This window comes from Microcoleus sp. MON2_D5, assembly GCF_036701905.1.
In the GTDB taxonomy this organism is placed as follows: domain Bacteria; phylum Cyanobacteriota; class Cyanobacteriia; order Cyanobacteriales; family Microcoleaceae; genus Microcoleus.
In genome coordinates this window covers 1-23648 of sequence record NZ_JAUBRM010000089.1, presented here as the reverse complement: position 1 = coordinate 23648, position 23648 = coordinate 1, and the positions used below count along the sequence as shown (strand labels likewise).

General features: G+C 45.2%; 23 protein-coding genes. 13 read left to right on the top strand and 10 right to left on the bottom strand.

The features are described 5' to 3' along the window. Positions 1-57 precede the first annotated feature (57 nt). Both QUA47_RS25135 and QUA47_RS25130 read right to left on the bottom strand, forming a co-directional pair. Complete coding sequence (locus tag QUA47_RS25135) at positions 58-1047, bottom strand: hypothetical protein (RefSeq protein WP_333432762.1); 990 nt, start codon at positions 1045-1047, stop codon at positions 58-60. A 361-nt stretch (positions 1048-1408) separates the two neighbouring features. Next, positions 1409-2341: a ribonuclease Z gene (locus tag QUA47_RS25130; protein ID WP_333407794.1), complete on the bottom strand. Its 933-nt coding sequence runs from the start codon at positions 2339-2341 to the stop codon at positions 1409-1411. A 270-nt stretch (positions 2342-2611) separates the two neighbouring features. Here QUA47_RS25130 and QUA47_RS25125 point away from each other — a divergent pair, with 270 nt between their 5' ends. Genes QUA47_RS25125 through QUA47_RS25115 form a run of 3 tightly spaced genes read left to right on the top strand, consistent with a single transcriptional unit; the run spans position 2612 to position 4266 of the window. After that, the gene (locus QUA47_RS25125) at positions 2612-3787 is read left to right on the top strand and encodes a SpoIID/LytB domain-containing protein (RefSeq protein ID WP_333407792.1); all 1176 of its coding nucleotides are present in this window, start codon (positions 2612-2614) and stop codon (positions 3785-3787) included. 9 nt (positions 3788-3796) lie between these two features. Further along, positions 3797-3994: a hypothetical protein gene (locus QUA47_RS25120; RefSeq protein ID WP_333432761.1), complete on the top strand. Its 198-nt coding sequence runs from the start codon at positions 3797-3799 to the stop codon at positions 3992-3994. A gap of 47 nt (positions 3995-4041) precedes the next feature. Continuing rightward, complete coding sequence (locus QUA47_RS25115; RefSeq protein WP_006635949.1) at positions 4042-4266, top strand: hypothetical protein; 225 nt, start codon at positions 4042-4044, stop codon at positions 4264-4266. Positions 4267-4461: 195 nt separating this feature from the next. Here QUA47_RS25115 and QUA47_RS25110 read toward each other — a convergent pair whose 3' ends face one another. Next, on the bottom strand, positions 4462-5784 hold the full coding sequence (locus tag QUA47_RS25110) for a hypothetical protein (RefSeq protein WP_333432760.1): 1323 nt from the start codon (positions 5782-5784) through the stop codon (positions 4462-4464). 626 nt (positions 5785-6410) lie between these two features. Between QUA47_RS25110 and QUA47_RS25105 the strand changes: the two genes are divergently transcribed. The 3 genes from QUA47_RS25105 (at position 6411) to QUA47_RS25095 (ending at position 8284) form a co-directional block, all read left to right on the top strand. Next, a complete protein-coding gene (locus tag QUA47_RS25105) occupies positions 6411-6932 on the top strand; it encodes a photosystem I assembly protein Ycf3 (RefSeq protein ID WP_006635951.1) in 522 nt (173 codons plus the stop codon). Positions 6933-7077: 145 nt separating this feature from the next. Next, positions 7078-7359 carry an Asp-tRNA(Asn)/Glu-tRNA(Gln) amidotransferase subunit GatC gene (gene gatC / locus QUA47_RS25100; protein ID WP_190663714.1) on the top strand — a complete coding sequence of 94 codons (282 nt, stop codon included), beginning with the start codon at positions 7078-7080 and terminating at the stop codon, positions 7357-7359. A 208-nt stretch (positions 7360-7567) separates the two neighbouring features. After that, the gene (locus QUA47_RS25095; protein ID WP_190663713.1) at positions 7568-8284 is read left to right on the top strand and encodes a potassium channel family protein; all 717 of its coding nucleotides are present in this window, start codon (positions 7568-7570) and stop codon (positions 8282-8284) included. Here QUA47_RS25095 and QUA47_RS25090 read toward each other — a convergent pair. From QUA47_RS25090 to QUA47_RS25080, 3 genes are all read right to left on the bottom strand, one after another. Continuing rightward, entirely contained in the window at positions 8241-9872 is a 1632-nt protein-coding gene (locus QUA47_RS25090) for a sodium:proton antiporter (RefSeq protein WP_333432759.1), read from the bottom strand. The genes QUA47_RS25095 and QUA47_RS25090 overlap by 44 nt on opposite strands. Positions 9873-10082: 210 nt before the next feature. Then, positions 10083-10610 (bottom strand): hypothetical protein, encoded by a 528-nt coding sequence (locus tag QUA47_RS25085; RefSeq protein WP_333432758.1) that lies wholly within the window; start codon positions 10608-10610, stop codon positions 10083-10085. 81 nt (positions 10611-10691) lie between these two features. Beyond that, a complete protein-coding gene (locus QUA47_RS25080; RefSeq protein WP_333432757.1) occupies positions 10692-13406 on the bottom strand; it encodes a cation-transporting P-type ATPase in 2715 nt (904 codons plus the stop codon). A 338-nt stretch (positions 13407-13744) separates the two neighbouring features. Here QUA47_RS25080 and QUA47_RS25075 point away from each other — a divergent pair, with 338 nt between their 5' ends. After that, entirely contained in the window at positions 13745-14149 is a 405-nt protein-coding gene (locus QUA47_RS25075) for a BON domain-containing protein (protein ID WP_333432756.1), read from the top strand. 132 nt (positions 14150-14281) lie between these two features. Here QUA47_RS25075 and QUA47_RS25070 read toward each other — a convergent pair whose 3' ends face one another. Together QUA47_RS25070 and QUA47_RS25065 are read right to left on the bottom strand one after the other, a co-directional pair. After that, positions 14282-14668: a hypothetical protein gene (locus tag QUA47_RS25070; RefSeq protein ID WP_333432755.1), complete on the bottom strand. Its 387-nt coding sequence runs from the start codon at positions 14666-14668 to the stop codon at positions 14282-14284. A gap of 163 nt (positions 14669-14831) precedes the next feature. Beyond that, the gene (locus tag QUA47_RS25065) at positions 14832-15167 is read right to left on the bottom strand and encodes a YnfA family protein (RefSeq protein WP_333288882.1); all 336 of its coding nucleotides are present in this window, start codon (positions 15165-15167) and stop codon (positions 14832-14834) included. A gap of 60 nt (positions 15168-15227) precedes the next feature. Between QUA47_RS25065 and rppA the strand changes: the two genes are divergently transcribed. The 4 genes from rppA to QUA47_RS25045 all read left to right on the top strand — a co-directional run bounded on the left by rppA (position 15228) and on the right by QUA47_RS25045 (position 20276). Next, entirely contained in the window at positions 15228-15905 is a 678-nt protein-coding gene (gene rppA / locus QUA47_RS25060; protein ID WP_333432754.1) for a two-component system response regulator RppA, read from the top strand. Positions 15906-15923: 18 nt separating this feature from the next. Beyond that, positions 15924-17204: a HAMP domain-containing sensor histidine kinase gene (locus tag QUA47_RS25055; RefSeq protein WP_333432753.1), complete on the top strand. Its 1281-nt coding sequence runs from the start codon at positions 15924-15926 to the stop codon at positions 17202-17204. A 342-nt stretch (positions 17205-17546) separates the two neighbouring features. After that, positions 17547-18101 carry a DUF3124 domain-containing protein gene (locus tag QUA47_RS25050; RefSeq protein WP_333432752.1) on the top strand — a complete coding sequence of 185 codons (555 nt, stop codon included), beginning with the start codon at positions 17547-17549 and terminating at the stop codon, positions 18099-18101. 303 nt (positions 18102-18404) lie between these two features. Further along, on the top strand, positions 18405-20276 hold the full coding sequence (locus QUA47_RS25045) for a serine/threonine-protein kinase (protein WP_333432751.1): 1872 nt from the start codon (positions 18405-18407) through the stop codon (positions 20274-20276). A 227-nt stretch (positions 20277-20503) separates the two neighbouring features. Here the strand turns inward: QUA47_RS25045 and QUA47_RS25040 are convergent, their stop codons facing one another. Together QUA47_RS25040 and QUA47_RS25035 are read right to left on the bottom strand one after the other, a co-directional pair. Next, positions 20504-21052, bottom strand: coding sequence for a Uma2 family endonuclease (locus tag QUA47_RS25040; protein WP_333432750.1), 549 nt, complete (start codon positions 21050-21052; stop codon positions 20504-20506). Positions 21053-21104: 52 nt separating this feature from the next. Continuing rightward, a complete protein-coding gene (locus QUA47_RS25035; RefSeq protein ID WP_333432749.1) occupies positions 21105-21614 on the bottom strand; it encodes a hypothetical protein in 510 nt (169 codons plus the stop codon). A 373-nt stretch (positions 21615-21987) separates the two neighbouring features. Between QUA47_RS25035 and QUA47_RS25030 the strand changes: the two genes are divergently transcribed. Together QUA47_RS25030 and QUA47_RS25025 are read left to right on the top strand one after the other, a co-directional pair. After that, positions 21988-23118 (top strand): RICIN domain-containing protein, encoded by a 1131-nt coding sequence (locus tag QUA47_RS25030; protein ID WP_333432748.1) that lies wholly within the window; start codon positions 21988-21990, stop codon positions 23116-23118. A gap of 42 nt (positions 23119-23160) precedes the next feature. Further along, positions 23161-23637, top strand: coding sequence for a hypothetical protein (locus QUA47_RS25025; protein ID WP_333432747.1), 477 nt, complete (start codon positions 23161-23163; stop codon positions 23635-23637). Positions 23638-23648: the final 11 nt, after the last annotated feature.

Here is a 23648-nt window from a genome sequence, read left to right as displayed (position 1 = left end):
TCTACACAGTCTCTTATGCTTATTTTGTTAACTTTGTCAAGTTCATATTATACCAAATTAGATGAGCTTACCCTGATCCAATCCATCCAACAAAATCATCGCCCTACCGTCTTCCAGCCAATACTCAAAAAAGCCTTCTGGCAGCGGTTTCACGGACATAGTTTTCTCGGCAAACTGGCGGGCATAGTCGAGGAGATTGATATCTGAAAGCCTAGCAAAATCGCGAATCTTAATCAAAATCGGCAAGCAATCTATCCCAGAATCCCAGCCGAGTTTTTCTGGATAATTCTGAGCCAACATCACCGCAAAAAAGCTCAGTAAAGTTGTTTTTCCAGAACCAGGAGCGCCCAGAAACACAAATTTATTTGATGAATTTTGAGTCAATAATTGTGATGCTAAAAACTTTCTACCAGAGCGAGTTTCTCTGTGCATCTGTTGCTGCAGGTTTTTGCCTTCTACCAATTCTTCTTGGATCAAGCGATAAATATCTACCTTTTCTTCTTCCCAAACATCTGGCATTACAAAAATCTGAGCCAATTTTTCGGATTTTTCGATTTCCTGATTTTCGACTGCAAGGCCAGCAAACTTAACATCATCAAACCAGTTAGCCAGTTGCTTCAAATCGTCTGCTTTGGCAACTTGAAACCTTAAATAACCCGTTGTTTTATGGAAATAGGTTTCAGCAAAAACCTCCAACCAATCATGCAGTCTGGCGGGATCGAATCTGCCTTGAATTTTCTTATGTTCTGGGACGGTCGCATTAAAAGCTGCAACTAAAAACTCAACTTGAGGCTTTTCTTGGTCGTTGAAAGGTTTCAGGAGTTCTGGAAGTGCTTTACCCATCAATAAACTTTTAAGAAAATCTTCGAATACACCCTGTTCGCAAGCAGAGAATAATTTATTTTTATCGGCAGCTTTGATGCCACAAATACAAGCTTTTTCAAAATCGCTAGGGTTCAATTTTTTCATAGCTTCTTTGAATCCTATTTCTGCCAGTTTAGCCATTGCTGGTGCTAGCTTTCCTAATAGTCCGATTTCAAATGTCATGGTAAATTTAATAAATATTTGTGTTTAATATAGTTTACACTGGTATTATTATCAATGTCAGTGATATTTAAAATTTTATTGTGTGGTGGGCATCTGAACGCTCTAAGAGCTCCTTGGCTACGCTCAGGATGACAGAATTCCCTGACAGTGCGTAAGTCCTAAATGTTGTTGCTGCAATAATTTCAGTAACAGGCAAGATGCCTGTTCCACAACAGATTAATGTTTTTATGGCCTAAGTTTCAGCAACAGGCAAGATGCCTGTTCCACAAGAGATTAATGTTTTTGTGGGGTGGGCATCTTGCCCGCCCCGATCGCCATTATTGAAAATGCTGTCACATCTCAGGTCAGATTAACCCTAGTTTTAAACAGGCCTGGGCACTTCGTAAGTCAAAAAGTCATAGGCCATTTTCGTATTCGGAAAAATAGCCTGCGCTTCCTTGAGCAAATCATCCAGGACGATCGCATTTCCGGGAGCGTAACGTGGGCTAAAATGCGTCATAATTAGCTGTTTCGCCCCAGCGATCGAAGCCACTTGAGCCGCCATTGTCGAAGTTGAATGCAGGCGATCGAAAGCCATTTGAGCATCTTGATGAGCAAAAGTCGCTTCATGCACCAACAAATCAGCATCCTTCGCCAATTCCACCGCGCCGTCACAAAAAACCGTGTCCGTACAATACACAAACTTGCGCCCGATTTGATCCGGGCCGCAAAAATCAGTACCTTTAAACTGTCGCCCGTCCTCTAACTTTACCGTCTTTCCTTGTTTTAATTGACCGTAAAGCGGCCCGGAAGGAATACCCACAGCCTTAGCTTTTTCTACATCAAAATGTCCCGGACGGTCTTTCTCAGTTACTCGATAACCAAAAGCAGTAACTCGGTGCTTCAAAGGGCCGCAGCTAACAATATATTCGTCATCTTCATAGATGACTCCCTCGTGAATTTTGTGTACCTTAACTGGGTAAGAAAAATGAGTTTGAGAATAGCGAACGCCAGCTTGCAAATATTCTTCAAGTCCCGGAGGCCCGTAAAGATCGATGCGCTTGACATTCCCCGCCAAACCGCAGCTAGCTAGCAAACCCATTAAGCCGAAAATGTGGTCGCCGTGCAGGTGAGTGATGAAAATGCGGCTCAGTTGGCTGACTTTTAGGTCGCTGCGGAGAAACTGGTGCTGAGTTCCTTCGCCACAGTCAAACAGCCAGAGTTCCGCTCGCTGGGGCAACCGGAGAGCGATGCTGGAAACGTTGCGCGATCGCGTGGGGACGCCGGAGCTAGTTCCGAGAAATGTAATCTGCAAGAGTCAAATCACCTCAATTAAGTCTTAAAAAATATGTTACATATATCCAGAGTGCGGCAAATCCGACATACAGGAAATAGTCGCAGCCAGGAACCGGGATAAATCGCTGTTCCTGCGAACATCTAGTTGCTAAAATCATTTTCGAGCAGCGCACAGAGTGCCAAACCCAATTCTAACGTTTTCTTTCTTTCGTTCCTCTTCCTTTTTCCCGAACCGCAGCTTCCCCTTAAAACTTGTCAAACTCATACAGCATAAAAGGAAAATTTTCAAATGCAGTCAGGAGTATTTTTTGCTTCCGTTCTTTCGACATTAAAAAAACGCTACTTTTGGATTTCGCTGTTGTTTTGGCTGGTAATGGTAGCCCCAGCCCAGGCCGCGCTGATCTTGCGAGTAGCGGTACAAGACGGGGCAAGTCAGATAAAAGTCGGCAGTTCTACTAAGGCTGCAATCCGCGACGGTAGCGGGCGCAACTTGGGCGAACTGTCGGCAAACAGTTCTCAGTCGGCTCAATTGCGATCGGGAACAGTGGCGATCGGTCGCTGGGCCGCCAACCAAGTTTGGATCGAGCCGACGGGGAACGGTTATGTCTGGATTGGCGATCGTTGGTATCGGGGACGCACGCTTCTAGTTCCCGAAAAAGGAGGCTTGACGGCCGTCAACTACGTCGATATCGAACAATATCTCTACAGCGTTCTCGGCGCCGAGATGAGTGGCAATTGGCCTCAAGAGGCTTTGAAAGCCCAAGCAGTCGCCGCCCGTTCTTACGCTATCCACCAGCGCCTCAAAAGCGAAACCGACCTTTACGACGTGGACAGCACTCAGTCTTCGCAGGTTTACAAAGGACTGCAAACAGAATCTTCTGGCACTTATTCCGCAGTCGATGCAACCGCTGGTCAAGTTCTGGCCTACAACGGTCAGATAATTTTAGCCGCTTTCCACTCTGCGTCTGGGGGACATACTGAAAATGTCGAGGATGTTTGGACGGAACCCTTGCCTTACCTGCGTGCTGTTCCTGATTTCGACCAAGGGGCGCCGGTTTACCAATGGAAAGAAAATTTTTCTCGGGCTCAAATCAGCAGTAAGATTTCTGGCGTGGGCAATGTGATCTCGATGAAGCCAGAACGCACTACCGCTCACGGCAGCGTTTTGAGGATGAAAGTAGTTGGAGATGGCGGTTCTAGGGTCATGACTGGCGCAGATTTACGCCGGGTTTTAAATTTGAGGAGTACGCGGTTTACCGTGATTCCTCAGTATGGGGGCGGTGGGAACCCAAGGAACAGCGGCCAAGCTCCTACCGGTTTTCAAGTTGCTGGCAAAGGTTTCGGCCATGCTGTAGGAATGAGTCAGTGGGGTGCCTACAATTTGGCCAGACAGGGATACGGCTACCAGCAGATTTTGTTGCACTATTACCGGGGTACTACTTTGGCTAGAATTGCAGTCCAGTAACTGCTGGGAATGGGCAAGGAAGAAGGAAGAAGGAAAAATAAAAAGGAGGAAAGAATAAGGGAAAAACAGCTATTTCTGTATCCGTCACTTCCGTGTCCTGAATACAACGAATTAATTGGGAACTTGTACCGCCCTTCGACTACGCTCAGGAAGCGCGTAGTCGAAGACCAAGAACTGCGTAGCCGAAGTATTGGGAATTGGGAATGACTAATGACTGAGGACTAACTACATGACTAACTACATTAAGGATTGCTATGCAAAAGTGGGAGTATTTATTTGTGGATGCGAATATGTATCCTTTTGGAAACAAGCTGATTAGTTTATATGTAAACGGTGAAGAACAGCGAGATTGGAAACAAGGCTCGCTGCATCTATTTGTCAATCATTTGGGGGAGGAGGGATGGGAACTCGTGGCTCTCGATCACGACTCGAAGTATGACCAAAATTGTTTGATTTTTAAACGCCCTAAGGTTATTTAAAAAAAACTCGAACTACAAAAAAATATGGCATCAATAAGGATTGACATTTTCCACAATTCTTAGCAACGAGCTAAAAGCCTGTTCCCCAACAAAGATGTTTTATTGCCGAACACGCATCCTGCCTATTCTTGAAAATGGTGCAAGATTTTAGTTTAACCTAACTTAACAACAAACAAGGGTTTTTTTTCATTAGTATTACAAGTTGTCCGAGCGATCGATCCTCCGCTGCCATTCGGCATCTATTTTTGCTGACTGTTCTAGTTCTTGTTGGGTTAATTCCGTTTCTGTTGTATAAGCTAAGTCTTCTCCAGTCAGAAAGTTTTCTGCTGCAAATTCCCGAGCGTAGGTGAGTTTTTTGAGCAAGGTGCTATCAGGTTCGTTTAATAACATTGCTCGCTGCTGACGCTCTTGATTGCGGGCTTCTATCCGGCTATTTTTCCACTGAATCCAGAAGTAGCGAATTAAAGGAATTGCAAGAAATCCGACGCCGTAAATCAGGATCATGGGATAAACAGCGCTGACGAAACCGATAAATCCACCTGCGATTAAATTATTAGTTAATAGATTCCCCAAAACTAACGCACCGACAAGATTGACGGCTCCTAACCCTGCTGCAAGCATGATTTGGCCGGAGCTGGCGTTGCTAAAACGCCACAGCATTTCTCGCAAATAAGCTGCTACTGGTTGAGGATTTTTCTGGACGGCTGTGGTTTGCAATTGCGGAAAATGGTAAATTATTTGCCCTTCGGGGCTGACTTCGGGGCGGCCGTCAAAACGGGCTAGAGCCGGTAACATATATTCTTCGTATTCTCGGGCGTATCCCTGTCCGAGATTGTCTAGATATGGGGCAATTTGTTCGGCGACGACGGCGCCTCGGTTGTTGCCAATTGCAGTCGCAATATCGATCCACTTGCGCTCTTCTAGATTGTAATTGGGATTCCCGTCTCCAAATAGAAAGGAGAAAACTGCTTCTAGAAAACTCATCTGGGGTTTTTGGCCAGTTAAGCGCGATCGCTGCTGGTGGTATCGTTGGTCGTGGTTCCAGTAAAATATCCCGCTTAAGTCGTTCCAGAAGTAGGGAAAAAACGAAAAGCCGCCGCCGCTGTCGCCCCCGCCGCCACCGTCTCCTCCTCCCCCGTTATTGCTGTCGCTGCTGGAGAGTAAACTGGAGATTAAAATAGTGATAGCAACAAAAATTAAGAGGATGGAAGCTACCAGCACTATGCCAAAAGATATCCGGATTAGATAAAATAAAATGCGCCAGATTTTTTGCCACCATTCCTGCAACTGCAAGCGCAAGAATTTGTTTCGCAAAATATCTCGAAAGTTCTTGGGAAATAGGTAGGCAATGTCGCCGGATTCTGCTACTTGCAGGTTGCCGCCTGCTTCGGAGGCGAGGGTTAACAGTTCTCGCTGGGCAAAATTGATATCTAATCCAGCTTTTGCCGCCACGTCTCCAACCGTAACGCGGTAGCCAAGTTGTTCGACGGCTTGCATAATGGTGGGATTCGGAGCCATAGGTTTCTCTCTGTGAAAATTACCCGGTTATTTTTATTATATATTGCGGGAATTCGAGCTGGTTTTGGCGATCGGGTTTCTGATTTTTTTTGATGCTGCCCTTGACTTTGGGGCAAAATATTGCTAGTGTTTTGCCGAATAACTTTTAAGTATGGGCTGAACTCGGATAGCTTAATAAAACTTTGTGATGGAATTTATCCTCGGCAGGCTATTTGCTTGTTTGCTCTGAGGGTTGACGAGGGGGATTATGGCTACAGTTAGTAGGGTGTGCGCGATCGCCCATTGGCGTTAGCGAATCGATCCGAAGGCAAGCCATCTAAGAGGATCGCCCCTGCACCCTACTGCAAAAATTTTCCTTTCTGCACGGGTTTTTGTAAGTTTTGTTTAGAGTGCGAGAGAGAGGTTAAAGAAATCTGGTTTTTTTGCAAGTCTTGCAAGACTTATATAAAATAGATAGAGCTTGCGCGGGTGTTAAACCCAAGGGCGTGTTTTAAGCTTCGCACTTGCGATCGACTAGACTTTTTAGCGCCCTCAACACAACTGCCAACTAAAACAGTGGCGCAATTATTAATAGGAAAACTTTACAGGCTAATTTTTCGGATTAGCCACTAACCAAAGAATCGCATATGCCAAGAACTCAACGCAACGATAACTTTATTGACAAAAGCTTCACGGTGATGGCTGATATCATCCTGAAGATTATGCCGGCGAAAAAGCAGGCGAAGGAAGCTTTTGCTTATTACCGGGATGGTATGTCAGCTCAAGCAGATGGCGAATATGCTGAAGCGCTGGAAAATTATCATGAAGCGCTGAAGCTGGAGGAAGATCCTTACGATCGCAGTTATGTCTTGTACAATATCGCGCTGATCCATACTAGCAACGGCGAACACGATAAAGGTTTGGAATATTACAGCGAAGCTCTGGAGCTCAATCCGAGAATGCCACAAGCGCTGAATAATATTGCTGTGATTTACCACTATCAAGGGGAAAAACAAAAGGAAGCTGGCAATCTAGAAGCGGCGGAAGGGCTGTTTGATAAAGCGGCAGATTATTGGAAGGAGGCTATTCGCTTGGCCCCCAACAATTACATTGAGGTGCAAAATTGGCTGAAGACAACAGGTCGATCGCAAATTGATGTGTATTTTTAACCTCAGTTGTTAGCTACAAAAAGCCTGATTGGGTAAACAAAAAGTTGTGGGTTTTAAGTGTTGAGTGGTGAATTGAAAACTCTTTCACTTAAAACTTACAGATCACCAGTCAAAACTACTCACTAATTCCCAATTACAGATTTTTATGATTGACAGAGAAGAAGTTCGCAAAGTAGCGAATTTAGCGAGATTGGAATTAACGCCGGAAGAAGAAGAGCAGTTTACTGGTCAACTTAACGGTATTTTGGATTATTTTGAGCAGTTGAGCGAACTGGATACGAGTAAGGTACAGCCGACAACGCGGGCGATCGATGTTAGTAATGTGATGCGATCGGACGATTTGCAACCTTTTCCTAAGCGAGAAAGTATTTTGGAGGGAGCCCCCGATCGCGATGGGGAGTTTTTTAAAGTGCCTAAGATTATGTAGGGTTCCCGCTAGGCACCTAACTGAGGAACATTTCTTGAGGGGCGGGCTAGCCATGCCTACCCCAAAAGCCGATTAAATTAACTGTGGAACAGGTAATAAGTAAGCCCGGTATAAGCCACCCTACAAGCGGATTAAACTGATAGAAACCCAACACAATATCGCTCATAGCGATGATCTGTAAAGTTCCTTTTTGGGGTGACCAATAGTCATGTACGTATTAATTGGTGGAGCAGGAATGATGGGGCTGGGTTTGGCCCAGCAGTTATTAAAACTCGGTCATACGGTGGCAATCATCGATGCCGACCCGCTTGCTTGTCGCTTTGCTCGTGAAAAAATCGGAGTAATGGCATTTGAAGGCAGTGCGGTGAGTACAACGGTTCTTCTGGAAGCAGGAATTAAACAAGCAAACGCCGTCGTTGCTGCACTCAGGGACGATGCACTGAATTTAGCGCTGATCACCCTATCCAGAAGCTATGGCATTTCCCATATTGTGGTGCGAATGCGCGATCGCGAATTCATGGAAGCCTATCGACTTGCCGGAGCCAGTCACATCATCAGCACGATTGATTTGGCAGTCGCAACAATGGCAAATGCGATTGAATACCCTCAAATCGAATCGATGATGCACTTTGAACAAGGACAAGTTGAGGTGCTAAAGCTGCCAGTTCCAGGCGATTGCAATGTGGCAGGTCGCACCGTTGCTCAAATTGCTCAAGATCCTCGTTTTCCAAAAGGTTCGCTGATTATTGGTTATCAATGCCATGCCTGCGCCAATCTGGAGATTCCCAACGGCAATACTGTTCTAGAAGCAGGTTCTACGATCTTGGTCGTCACCCGTCCAGAGCTAGTTCACCAGATGATTGATTATCTCGGCATTCGCGCTAGTCATCTGCCAACGTTAGAAGTTTCTCATCCAAATCTTTGATGTAAGGCTCAACCAGATCCTCTGGAACAATTCGCTTGCGGAGGGCATCGCTAACTGCTCCTTTTTCTGCTAGGAGCAATCGCCGTCGAATCGTATCTAGCCCGCTGCGATCGCCCTGTACTTGCCCTGCCCGATGTTTATTGTAGAGATCGCGCAGCACTCGCTCAGAGTGTGCTACTCGTGCTTGATATGATGCCCATAACTCTTCGTAAACTGCCTTCGGCAACACGCCAGATTTCAGCAAACTATCTAGCTCATCTTGAGCCGCTTTGGAAGCGATCAACTGAATCTGTAACTGCCCAGCTTCCTGCATGACATCAGAAACACGGCTAATTTTTAGTCGTTTTACCATCCACGGTAAACTTAATCCCTGTCCGACCAAGGAGAATAAAACTGCACCGAAAACCAGGGCAATGATGTTATCCCGTCCTGGTAGGGTCAAGGGAATCGTAACAGCTAAGGCCATTGATAGAGACCCTTTAATATTTCCTAAAACCAAAACGTGCTGCCAGCGTAGCGGAATGGGACGATCGAACCAACGCAGCGCCGCTAATAACAAATAGACCGAGAGAATCCGTCCCAGTTGATAGGCCAGAATGACGAATACAATGGATGGCAAAATTCTCCACAGCGTCAGCGGGTTAATTTCAATTCCAATCAGCAGGAAAATAAACGTATTGACGCCAAAACCAGCGTATTCCCAGAAACTCAGTAAGGTAATCCGATCCGAGGCAGACGAACTGCGAGGCAGCCCAAGGTTGCCAAAAACAAGTCCGGCGATGACCACCGCCACCGCGCCCGATACGCCTAAAAATTGTCCGATTTGGAAGGTTCCCAATGCGAGAGCGACGGTTAGCAAAAGGCTACTCAACCGATCGTCTAAGCGAACAAATATCGGCACGCTCAAATAACCTAAAACACCCCCGACCAGTGCCCCACCTAAGGCAACCACGAGCAGTTCCTTCACGCCTTGTATAGGGGTGAGAGAGCCTGTCGCATAAATGACCAAAACCAAATTAAATGAAATTAGAGCAGCCGCATCATTGAACAGAGTTTCTCCCTCAACAATGGTGGACAATCGAGAAGGCACACGGATCTCTTTAAAAACCGCAATCATCGAGACTGTATCAGTGTTTGCCAGAATGACTCCGATCAGCAACGCTGGAATCCAGTCTAGCCCCAGCCCAAATTTAACCAGAACAGCGATAATTGCTGAGGAAAAGATAGAGCCGGGACCCGCCAGCAGGGCGATCGGCTTAAAGGTGCTGCGGAGACGGCTGATATCCGTATTGATAGCTGCTTCAAAAATCAGAATTGGTAGAAAAAGATTTAATACTAAAGATGGGTCTAAACCAATTCGACGCGACAACAGCTCTGTAATGGGCAAGCCTGCTAACACTAAGCCCGTCACATAGGGAATTCGCAACCGTTGGGTTACGAGTGCAACAACAGTTGCAATCAGCAGCAGAATGATCAAGATGATGACTAATTCAGGAATAACTCCTGCCGTTTGGCTATTTGCAGCAGGATTGCTGCCCAAGGGAGGTGGTTGCGCTACAATCGACTCGATCACCGATACTCCTCTCATAAACTCGTTTTCCTCAAAGAAAAAGCATTGCCGACCCGATCGCGGTTGCCACTAAGGCGGGTAATGGAAGTTGTCGCTCCATATCTTATATCTAAGGAGTAGGAGAGCGATCGCCCAAAGCCATCGATAGTCAAATTTTTAAGTGGTTTTGGACGTTCTGATTTGCAGGACTAAATTCCTCGAAGGTAATTGTCCTTTCTTACCTTGAATTTAGGTAGCATCATAGACACGCCACGTCATAATCTCCCAACGTTTAAGGACAGGTTCAGCAATCACGATCTCATTTTCTCTTGCCTCCATGACGATCAAATAATCTCCCTGGTTAAATCTGTTATTGTAAATTCTTGCTTGTTCTTCTGGCACCAACCATCCTTGAAGTGCGCCATATAGACCGCCAGCAGTTGCAGCAATCCCACTTCCAAAGAAAGTTGCTAAAATACTTTCCACCGCTAATGCCGGACCCATACCGGGAATTAGCAGGCTGCTGAGTCCAACAATTAAGGCTAGTGAACCTAGTCGTAGGCTGCCTAAGATCGCGCCTACTTGTGCGCCTGCTGCTCTTGTGATTAAAATTTGCTGCACTCCCAGAGAGTCCAAATCATCATTGTCAGAAGGTTTAGCAATCACTGAAATCTTGTGCATGGGGAAGCCCCTGCTTTTTAGCTCCACTAACGCCTGCTCTGCGTTTCGATGATTAGTAAATAGGCCGCTAGCACGTTTGAGATTTTGGGAAGTCATGAGAAATATTTAATATTCAACGCTACAAAATTGGTAAATAGTGTGTAAAGCCGCTGTGAATAACTGCATCACCAAAAACACTTAGTTCAGAGGTGCAAAACGCTTTAGTAAAGCTGACAAAGCAATCATGGGCAGTCCGAAGGCGATACAAATTAAGCCTTGGATTGCGCTCAAAGCTTCAGTGTCGAATAACTGATTCATCATGCCCCATTGGCTAAACAGGAATTGGAGAATGAAAATAGCCGCAATGCCGATCGCCACAGCATAGCCAACTGATTCATCTTTACCGCGTAGTTTGGCGACGATCGCCGGAACGAAGCGACTGATACTTAACAGGTAAAAAGCTTCGGCAGCCACCAATGCTTGAATTGCCATCGTCCGGGCTAGAGCTTCATTGCCTGTGGTTTGGACGATCCATTCAAACATCCCAAAGATCGCAATCCAGTTAAATACCGAAACTGTCAGAATCCGAGCCGTCAGCCTGCGAGACAGCAGCGGTTCATTGGCCGGTCGAGGTGGATGTTGCATGACATCGGGAGAGGGCGGCTCAAATGCCAACGGTAAGCTCAACGCAACTGAACTGACCATATTCAGCCAGAGAATTTGTACTGGCAAAATGGGTAGTGGGGTTGCCAAAAGTACGGCAATCAAGATGGTCATGGACTCTCCACCATTCACGGGCAGGATGAAGGCGATCGCCCGCAGCAGATTCTTATAAACCGTGCGCCCTTCCTTAACTGCTTTCTCGATCGAAGCAAAGTTGTCATCCGTCAGAATCATATCTGCGGCTTCTTTTGTGACTTCAGTGCCCGTGATGCCCATCGCTACCCCAATGTCAGCTTGCTTTAAGGCGGGAGCATCGTTAACTCCATCTCCAGTCATCGCCACAATCTCGCCCTTAGACTGAAGTGCTTCGACAATGCGGAGCTTTTGTTCTGGCGCTACACGAGCAAACACGCAGCTTTGTTCGACAGCATTGGCTAATTGCTGCTGATTCATTTGAGCGAGTTCTTGACCCGTAAAAACGGGAGCCTCTTGGGTTTGATTTAGTCCCATTTGGTGGGCGATCGCTGCTGCTGTTTTGGCATGGTCGCCCGTAATCATCTTGACCTGAATTCCCGCAGACCGGCAGGCTTGAATCGCTTGAATCGCTTCGGGGCGAGGCGGGTCGATCATGCCTTGCAGACCCAGAAAAGTTAATCCTTGCTCAATATCAGAATGCTCAATTGAAGATTGAGAACCGGGTACAACTTTCTTGGCAAGTGCTAGAACTCGTAGCCCTTTTTTCGCCATCCTGTCCACGGCTTGCTCGATCGGCGCTTTGTTGAGGGATCTCGCCTCTCCCTCTTCATCGAGCATCTGGCGACACCGCTTGAGAATTGCCTCAATTGAACCCTTGACATAAATCAACCGTTCTGGACGATCGTCATGTAAGGTTGCCATGTATTGAAACTGAGATTCAAACGGCAGTGTATCGAGCCGGGAAAGCGCTTCCTCCAGTTTCTCAGTAATTAACCCGGCTTTTTGAGCTACCGCAACCAGCGCCCCTTCCGTTGGACTACCGATCGCAGTCCAGTTCCCGTCTTGCACGTCTAGATAAGAATCGTTGCACAACAATCCTGCTTGCAGGCATTCATATAAGGCAGGTGCGTTCGCTAGGTCAACGGAGTGTCCATTTACAGAAATTTTCCCGTCTGGTGCATATCCTCCACCGCTAACTCGATAACGCTTTCCTCCTGCATCTATCTCTTGAACCGTCATTTGATTCTCAGTCAAGGTTCCGGTTTTGTCGGAACAAATCACGGTGGTGCTACCCAGCGTCTCAATTGCCGGAAGTTTGCGAATAATGGCGTGCTGCTTTGCCATTTGGGAAACCCCGATCGCCAGTGTCACCGTTAAAATCGCGGGTAAGCCTTCAGGAATTGCGCTGACGGCAAGCGCCACAGATGCCTTGAACACCTCAACCCAAGAAAATTTCTGGGCAATGCCTGCAGCAAAGGTGAAGGCAGCTAAGCCTAAAATTACATAGAGCAAGGTTGTGCTAAATTTGTCAATTTTGCGACTCAGTGGGGTTTCCAGTGTCGTACTTTGCTGCATGAGTTGGGAGATGTGTCCGGTCTCGGTCATGTCACCAATGCTGACGACGAGTCCGCGTCCCTGTCCAAACGTTACCAGGCTTCCGGTATACGCCATGTTCGTGCGCTCGGCCAGTGCAGCGTCTGCCTCTAGCGCCTGGGATTGCTTCTCAACCGGGACAGATTCTCCCGTTAACGCTGACTCATCGACCTGTAAGTCACGGACTTCGATCAGCCGCAGATCCGCAGACACTTTATCCCCAGAAGACAGCAAGACGAGATCGCCAGGAACCAGTTCACTGGATGAAACCAGTTGCTTTTGACCGTGGCGGAGAATGGTTGCCTCAGTTGCAACAGATTTTGCTAAAGCGGCGATCGCATTCTCTGCCTTTGATTCTTGAACGAAACCAATGGTGGCATTCGTGAGAGCAACCCCAAAAATTACCCCTGAATCAATCCACTCTTTCAGAAATGCTGTCACTATGCCAGAGGCTAATAAAATGTAGATTAGCGGCTGATTCAGTTGCTGAAAAAATCGCAACCAGACACTTTGCTGCTTCTGAGCCGTTAGTTGATTGGGACCGAGGATCTCGCGCCGTTCTGCTGCCACATCGGAAGATAGACCTATTTCCAGGTCAGTCTCTAAAAGCCGAGCCACTTTCTCGACAGAGAGGTGATGCCAAGAGTGTTCTACTAATTTTTCTACATTCGTTGCAGTCATAACGTTTTTTGTCAAGCCAAGTGCTTCTCTGTTGTTTCGTCTTGTTTCTAGCGTCATTGATGAATGTGAGGCAAAAGTGATGGACTGATTTCTGTTACTCACATTTGGATCACATTTGCTTCCTATACTTAGGCAGAGAACCGATTGAGATAGCTTATGGACTTGCAAACGTTACTTCACTGGATTTGATTTATTGGTGTTTTTTCAGGTTGTAAAAACCATTACTTTTGATGGATGAACAATCGTACATTCATTTGTTAGGTTGAAAGGCTCAAAGACTTCATGCTGAGGTTTATCGGCAAAATTGCGTTTCACAATAAACAAAACAAACAAAAAATATGCAATTATTAAAGCTATTTGTGCAAGGAATCAGCGTCAGCACAGTTGCAATTTTGGGTTTAGGTGCTTGCAACCCGTCAAATAATTCACAGACAACTGTTCCATCTACTTCTGCTCCCACAACTGCCACTGAAAATACGACTGCTCCAACCGCTTCTGCGCCTGCAACCACGACTGCACAGACGGCTCAGAATCAAGACATTGACGATATTGCCGATCGCGTAGAAGAGGCCTTGGACTCCGATCGCACCCTCAAGCCATTCGATTTGGACGCAGACGATCGGGATAATTCGATTGTGTTAACAGGGCGCGTTCAAACGGCAGAACAAAAAGCATTGGCAGAACAAATTGCTCGGCAAACTGCACCGAATATTTCCATCTATAACGAAATCGTCACTCAGTAGTTCTTAATCCTCAAGAGGCAAGAGTATTTGGCGTTTTTTGCCGCTTGAGGAATTGCTCGATCGCAGCCAGGAAACCTATGGATTTGCCAACCTTATTTGACTGGATGCGATCGCAATATTGAAACAATAAAGTTATTCAACGATTTCGTAACGGACTAACTGGCGAACATTTTGACGTGATAATTGGAGTTCTTTCGCGATCGTTGCCTCTATCTGGGTTGCGTCAGTCATTGGCAATTCTAATTCCAATCGCTTCAAAATGGGTTCTGCTGTTTCTACCGCAACCTGGGTTGTTCCTTGTTTTCGGTTAATCACCGCGTTGATCAGCAATATATTGACAGACACCGTTGCTTTAAGCTGGGTATCTGCCTGAAGTTTATTCTCTGTGATCTGGGGTTGTTGTAATTCTTGAGCCATTAGGAAACTCGAACCAACCCAAAACGCGCTCGCCACAAACGGCAATGGCAACCAAAACTCTGCGCCTGATGCTTTTAGCCAACTTTTAGTAACCTGCCACATAAATTTTTTCTCCCACCCCAACCCTCCCCTTACCAAGGGGAGGAAGTAAGAAATTCACAAATGATTTAGGATTGCTATATTTGGACTTTAGTGGAATTACCGCTCTGCTGAAATCATACCCAAAGCAGATGCGTAAACTGTTTGAGTTCGATAATAACACCGCTCAGCGATGTGGGCTGAACAAAATTACAGCGGTTCCAATCAGGGAAATTGTAACACCAAGCAAGTCCCACTTATCTGGCTTAACTCCTTCAATCAGCCATAACCAAACCAGAGAAGCAAGAATGTAAATACCTCCATAGGCAGCATATACTCTTCCAGCGTTTGAGGCATTAACTTGAGTTAGAGAAAGCGCAAAACTGATTAAAGCTAAAATGCCTGGAACAAGCCACAAAATGCTCTTTTCAAGTCTCACCCAGGCCCAGAAAGCGTAACACCCAGAGATTTCTCCTAGAGCCGCAAATAGAAAAAAAGCAAGTGTTGGCATTTTTAGATTCATGCTTAAAATAGATAAATTTTATCAGCCGATCGATGTTTATCAACCAAATTAAAGAAATATATGAGAATCTTACTTGTGGAGGACGACCCAAAGCAACTGATGCCGCTTCAAACAGTGCTGTCTCAAGCAGGACATAGCGTGGATGGGGTAAAAGATGGAGAGACGGCACAGTGGCTGTTATCAGAAAAAGAATATGATTTGTTGATTTTGGACTGGATGTTGCCACATATCAGTGGGGTAAATCTCTGTCGTCAATATCGATCGGCAGGGAAAACAGCGCCGATTTTGATGATCACGGCAAGAGATACCACGCCGGAAAAAGTGACCGGGTTAGACGCAGGTGCAGATGATTACCTGGTGAAACCGATCGATTTGGTGGAATTCATGGCACGAGTGCGGGCATTAAGACGGCGATCGCCCCTTTGGCAAGGAGATACGCTCAACCTTGAGGATCTACACCTCCACCTCGATACTCTTATCGTTGAGCGACAAGGTGCAACCGTTTCCCTCTCCAGTCGCGAGTTTCAGTTGTTGGAATATTTTATGCGTCATCCTCGACAGGTTTTGACTCGGAATCAGATTGAACAAGCGGTGTGGGAATGGGGGACTGAACCAGAGAGCAATGCGATCACTGTTCTAGTTCGCAAACTCCGCCAACGCTTGCAGGCTGTAGGATCGGCAGACTGGATTGAGAGCATTTACGGTATGGGTTATCGCCTCACTTCCCCTCTCAAGTGATGATTGTGAAGGCAAGTCATGTTTAATCAAAGTCGTCGCAATCTGGCTCGTTGGTTCACCCTATCAATGGGAAGCATTCTCGTGCTGTTTGCTGGGGTGATTTATCAGATTGAGGTAAAAGATAAACTAGAGGCGCTTGATCGACTTCTCTATGACAAAACTAGAGTCATGGCTGCCAGCGTGCATTATGAAGTTCGCAACAACGAGAGCCAGGTCGATCTGAGTCATGTCCCCTTGTTAGGCAGTGGGTCTCATCCCCTTGCAGAAGATCTGATTTATGTACGCTGGTATAATGCGCCAGGGCGGTTAGTTCGTTTTTTTGGGACTCCTTCATCAGAGCAGTTAAATACGCCCTTTGGTTATCTCACAGTTCGATCGACCGATCCACTTTTGGGAAAAGGAATCTGGCTGCGTCAGGTGACATTACCCGTTGAAGGTAGAACTGGGGTACTCGGTTATCTTCAGGTTGCAACTCCCCTGACAGAAACTCAAAACAGGCTCACTGAGCTTCAGATTGTGCTAACTCTCGCTGTCCCGCTGACACTGGGCTTAATTGCCCTCACAGGTTGGTTTCTCAGTGGGCTGGCCATGCAACCGATTCGCCAAGCCTATCAGCAGCTTCAGCGCTTTACAGCCGATGCCTCTCACGAGTTGCGATCGCCCCTCTCTGCCATTCTCACTAATGCCCAGCTTGGGTTGCTCATCGCGGCTGATGATTCACGTTACCATCCTCCCTTAGAAAACATTGTAGATAGCGCAAAATCAATGGGATCACTCGTGAATAATTTACTGCTGTTGGCTCGTCATCAGGGGCGACTTGCGCCGGAATCGCTCAGGTTAATCAATCTCAACGAGCTGCTGAGCAATTTAGCAACCCAGTTTCTGGCACTTGCAGAAGCCCAAAATATCAAACTGACCTGCGAATCACCGGAACAACTGATTGAATTATTGGCTGACCCTGATTTGCTGCGGCAAGTAGTCGAAAACTTGCTTTACAACGCCTGTAAATATACTCCCGTTGGCGGAACTGTAAAGATACGCCTAGTTCTTCATTCCAATTTGGCAGTTATTCAGATAATCGATACGGGAATCGGTATTCCAGAAGCGGACTTACCCTATATATTCGATCGCTTCTATCGAGTAGACACCGAGCGATCGCAGGACAGCGGAGGCTTTGGGCTGGGGTTGGCGATCGTCCAACAAATTGTCAAGGCACACAGCGGACAAATACAGGTGACGAGTGCAGTGGGCCTCGGCTCAACGTTCCAGGTTGAACTGCCGCTCAAACCTTATCACTAAGCCGCCTCAAGGAAGAGAAATGCTTGTAGTATGTAGTTCTATAATGTTTGTTTTTGAGGTGACAATAAATCCTGTAAGTATTAATTAATGGAGCCGGAATGATGCGGCTGGGGTTAGCCCAACATTTATTAAAACTCGGGAACAGCATTGCGATCGTTGACACATACCAGCTTGCCTGTGGCTTGGCCCGTTAAAAAATAGAGTTTTCAACGGGTCATTTAACGGATAAACTTGCTTTCCTCATAGAAATTGACAGATTAACTACGGTTTTAGTCTACAGGAGACGGTTCGCTTTGTTGTAGACGTAACTGCAATTCATATGGTGTATTTGGATGAATGCCGATGAAGCTGAAACAGGATTTCTGGGTTGGTTGGGCGATCGCCGCGATCGTCATTATTACCTCTTGTTCCGACCAAACTACCTCACAAAGGCAACAACCTGATACAAAACGTGAAACCTCACTCAGAGCAGTCACCTTAGATAAAACAAAAGTTGTGATGGGACAAACCGTATATGTCCCTATTTACTCGCATATTTATCACTACAATAGCCTGGATAATGTCATGAATTTGTCAGCCACCCTCAGTATCCGCAATACGGATCTGACAAATCCGATTATTATTACTTCCGTGCGTTACTACGATTCTGAGGGGAAATTGATTAGGCAGGACATTAAGAGTCCTGTAGAACTAAAGCCGCTTGCTTCCACAGACTTTTTCATTGCAGCAGATGATACAAGTGGAGGCTCAGGTGCAAACTTTATTGTGGAGTGGGTTGCAGAAAAAACGGTTTATGAGCCTGTCATTGAAGCTGTCATGATTAGTACCTCTTCTTCTCAGGGCATTTCATTTGTCAGTCCCGCTAAAGTTCTCAAAAAACACAGGATACCAAACTGATTTTAGAGGATTCAATTATTTCTTTACAAGGAAGTTGGGGACTAGCCTATAAGTAATTGAGCGGTTGCTAGCAAAAACTTGTATTTTGTGGCGTTGCTTAATCAGGGTATGAAAAAAATAACTTGAAAATCGCGAATTTTGGTGAATACTGGTTTCTATGACTTGCTGATTTAGCCTTTCATACCCTAAATCAGCAACGACCGCCAAATTTTATAAAGTGTGAGAAGAGGTATAATATGTATTGCCAGGTGCAAACATTCAAAAAATAAAATTTAAAATCAGAAACTTAAAATCTCAAATCGAATGAGTTACTGCCTAAATCCCAACTGTTCCAAGCCACAAAACCCTCCCGCAGCCAAAATTTGCCGAAACTGCCGTTCAAAACTGCTGCTGCGCGATCGCTACCGGGCTATAAAGGCGATCGGACAAGGCGGTTTTGGTAGAACATTCCTCGCCGTTGACGAAGACAAACCCTCAAAACCTCGCTGCGTCATCAAACAATTTTTACCCGCAGAAACGCAACTCATCCCATCAGCAAGCAATCGCAACAGCAAAAAAGCAGCCGAACTTTTTGAACAAGAAGCAATGCGATTAGACGAATTGGGCAAACACCCTCAAATTCCCGAACTATTAGCCTATTCCATCCAAGACAGCCGACAATATGTAGTCCAAGAATTTATCGACGGGCAAAATTTAGCCCAAATTGTAGAAACAGAAGGCACATTTACAGAAAATCAAATTCAAGACTTACTCAATAGCTTACTACCCGTCCTTCACTTCATCCATTCCCACAACGTTATTCACCGAGACATCAAACCCGGAAACATCATCCGCCCCGCTGATAAACAATTAGTTATAGTGGACTTTGGGGTCGCAAAAATTGCCACAGGTACGGCTTTACTCAAAACAGGAACTAGCATCGGCAGCCCCGAATACATCGCCCCTGAACAAGCTAGAGGCAAAGCATTTTTTACCAGCGATTTGTACAGTTTAGGCGTAACCTGCCTGTATTTGCTAACTCAAGTTTCGCCTTTTGACCTGTTCGATCCTGGTGAAGATGCCTGGATTTGGCGACAGTATTTAGCCAACAACCCAGTCAGTGAAGAACTCGGTCACATTTTAGACAAAATGATTGCAAATGCTACCAACCGCCGCTATCAAACGGCTGTTGAAGTATTAAAAGAAATTAATCCCCAATCTGCGATCGACCTAGCAATTCCCCAAACAATTTCCAAGTTAGTCAAACCCGCCCCAACTACCAGCCAGCCCCAGCAGCAAACTTATAACTGGCAATGTATTCACACTCTAACGGGTCACAAAAACTTAATTTACTCTGTTGCTTTCAGCCCCAACGGAGAAGTTGTAGCCAGTGGCAGCGATGACAAAACAATCAAGCTGTGGCGAGTTGAAGACGGGCAAGAAATAGTGACTCTTACAGGTCATACTAACTCAGTTTATACAGTAGTTTTCAGCCCGGACGGACAGATGCTAGCCAGCAGCAGTCACGACAAAACTATCAAACTTTGGCGGATGAAAGATGGGCAAGAAATCCGCACCCTGATCGGTCACATTAACTCTGTTTACGGCGCAGCTTTCAGTCCCGATGGCGAAATTATTGCTAGCTGCAGTTGGGACAAAACAATCAAGATTTGGCGAGTCCAAGACTGGCAAGAAATTCGCACGCTTGCGGGTCATACCAATTTAGTTTATTTTGTTGCTTTTAGCCCTGATGGAGAAACTCTTGCTAGCTGCAGTTGGGACAGAACAGTCAAAATTTGGCGAGTTAAAGATGGGAAGCTAATCCGCACACTTACAGGTCATACAGACTCCGTTCGCTGCATAGCTTTTAGTCCAAATGGAGAGTTTTTAGCTAGCGGCAGCCACGATAATACTATTAAAATTTGGTGTGTCAAAGATTGGCAAGAAGTTTTAACTATCACAGGACATTCTTGGTATGTTGATTCTATTGCTTTTAGTCCCGATGGCGAGATTCTGGCTAGCAGCAGCAATCAAACTATCAAGATTTGGCGAGTTAAAGACGGTCAAGAAATTTGTAATATTGCGGGTCACACTAACTCGGTATATTCTGTTAATTTTAGCCCGGAAGGAGAGTTTTTGGCTAGCGGCAGCAGTGACAAAAGTATTAAGATTTGGCAGAACACCATGTTTGTTTGATTAACCACAATCAAAATTGTTTGTAATCGTTGGGCGGGGGCAGGTTTATGAGAATTGTTGGTTTTAGGCAATTATTGTTGGTGGTGAAGCTGCCCCTACAGGAAGTACGATCGATTCACCGGACACGATATGATTCAACAGTTCTCCCTTTCAATTTTCCGTCGCAACTCTCGAATTATTGCACTTGTATGGCGATCTCGCGACATTTGCCAGCATTCCTCCACAATTTATGATACATTAAAATTAAGAAAATAACGGCTAACTGAACTTTCGACATATCGCTCGTTTTGCAAGTCGTAAATTCTGAGCTTATTTTTCTTAAACAGCCACACTTCCGGCACTTGATAGGGGAAATAATCATCTACATCCGTGTAGCTAGTTACATCTATTTCTATTACTAAATCCGGTGGTGGTTCCACACCCCAAGCAATCCGATCCTTACCAATAATTGCCGCACAATTATCGATATAAAAACAATAATCGGGTTCAGTTCCTCTTACCTCCGGCAAATCCATCGTAATTGGTGTAAACGCTTCATAATCTCGCCCCAAGTAATCTAGCAAAACCATTGCCACCATTGCAATAATATGAGCTTGTTTTCCGTGTACGGGTAAAGGGGACATTAACAAAATCTCTCCTGGTCGATATTTGATGCGCGGAATCTGACGATCGCCCAATTGTGTTACAAGTGCTTGGTAATCCTGCCAACTACCTGGCAATCTCACAACTGTTCCTGGTGGTAAGTAAATTTTTTCTGGCGTGACAACTGCGAACATAAAACTTATACCTCCTGACTGAGGATGTGTGCTTTAAACAACTAAAAGCTATTTATAAATCCATCTGCTTCACTACTTCCAAGGCTAACCCTAGCACCTCTGCAATTTGCTCATCCTTCAATCCCAACATTCGTAATTTACCAATCATTTCAATTTTAACTTGATTAGCGCCGTCCTCGAAGTCAGGAGTTTCAGACAGACTTTTATCTGGGGTAGCATTGGGTAGTTCTGAGCAACCATTTATATAGTTAATGGTGTTGCTATTACCATCAATATTATTACTATTATTTAAAGCAATCTTTATAGTGGATTGCCGTTTTAGGACAGATTTAAGATTACGTTTATCCACTGGTTCGCCGAAAACATCAGATAACATTTGCAAAAGCTCGTAACCTACATCCTTAGCATGACCCGCCGTACAACCGTAAGTACCTGCAATATCAGAATACTTTTGTCGCTTCAGTATTCCCTCGATAATTCCGCGCTGCAAGTCATTGAGATGTTTGCCTGTCCTAGTGCAGACCACTTCGTCTACAAATTGCAAGATATGGGCAGTGTCCATCAGTAGGGTGGTCGGAGAACTATAGTTAGTATAGCCGACTTTATCCGTCTTTATCCGTCTTTATCCGCCTTGCATCCAAATTTTATAAATACCCGTCTTTTTCCGTCTTTTTTCTCTTTTCAGTTTTGGGCGATCGGTTTATGATACGGAAGAGCGAAAAAGCTGGTTTGCTGGAGGAAGTGGCTGCACATCCAATCCCGCTGATCAACAGCAAGCGATAGAGCTTTACTATTTTGCGAGAAGCGATCGCACTTTTAAATTATCTTATACGTTTTGGGCGATCGCTTCTCATTGCTATGTTGCTATTTTGCTTGAGTATCCTCGGACTACAAGCAAAAGACTGATTGTGATTGTCAAGCAAAGGAGCGGTAGGATGAGTATCAAGAATTATCTCAAAAGCACTCAAAATATTATTATAGGGTTATTTTCATTTGCAGCGTGCATGGGAATTTCAAACAGCAAAGCTCAAGCCTTTGAAACCTTCTATGTGAGAGAAGGTGTGGCTTTGAACACAAATATGACATTTAGGCTTTTTGATACAAAACCTAGAATGTCAATTTATCAGAGAAATGATAACGATCGCGATCAACAATTTGAGCGCTTTCCTGGTAATCGTGGCGGTATCCTCTTACGAAACCGCTCGACGGGTATGTGTTTGAATGCACACCATGTGTACAATGGTGCAGAGATGAATACTTGGCCTTGTGATGCCAACGATCCCGATCAAAATTGGAATTTAGTGGACGTTGGTGATGGCTGGAACCTGATTAAAAGAGCAGGAACAAGTATGTGTGTTGATACTCCAACACGAAACAATGCCGGAAAAGTTCAGTTGTGGACTTGCAATTCAAACAGTTCTAATCAAAGATGGAAGAGTAGCGCGCCACCTCGTCCTGTCGATCAAACATCAGAGCAAAAGATCCCACTATCTCAATACGAAGTATGGATTGTGGCTCGTAAACCAGAAAATTCAGGGATTCCATCACCTAATGACGCGGGTCATGCCTGGATTGCTGTTGTTAGACAAGACTATACCCGAGTGAAAACTTTTCGCAACAATATTTTGCAAAAGGACGAGAATGTATTCGACAGAGGTGGGTGGCAAGCCGATACAACATACAGCTTCTGGCCCAACTCGAATCTGACTGTTAATCATTCTTCGGACTCTGGCCAGACAACTAAAATTATCAAAGGTGAGTCAATTAGTAAGAGAGGCTTTGCGGTTCGCAAGGCAAAAATTAGTAACGATCGAGCTAACTGGATCAAGAATGGGGCTTTTAGAGAAGCAGGATGTAGCAACTATTTTGCTGCTGGTGGCGTAAGTGGACTCTGTAATTGTGCAGACTATACTACAAGAGAATGGTACGTGTTAACCGCTCAAAGGGAAGACTTTAGAATCCGTGCTGTTACATGGAACTTAACACTAGACTACCTAGTTGACCAGATTAACAAAAAAAATCGAGAAAGCGGAGATTTTCTTGATGGCGGAAGAGTTTGGCAATAATAGAAGTTGAGGAGTTATCTGAAAAACAATCGCAGGTATTTTATGGAAAATATCTTTTACATAAGAGTTAGTGTATTGATTTCGACAACTTTATTGTACCAAGCACTTCTTACACAACCCGCAAGTGCAAAACTTACATCAAACACAGGTTCTTTAGACAACATTTCTAGCGATATATCTTTATTACAGGGGTCACTAATGTCTCCCCTGTATCCGCCTATCTCTACTTACGAAAGCCCAAGTAAAGTATTAGTTGCTGGAAATAGTTCTGAGTACATAGATAACGGCGGGTATGCCACAAAAGATGAGTTTTTGAAGGCTCAAGATTATCAACCCTCGTCAGATTACGCATCTCCCGATGAGAAATATAATCCTGTACCGGTTCGGCCTAGTATTCCATTGAGATTAGGAATACCGTATTTTCTTAACCCGAACACAGTATGCCGCGAACAGGGGTGCATCTCACTTTTGCAAATATATGAAAAAAGCGCGAAAATGAAAAAGCTAGTAAAACTGTGAAAAAAGATGAG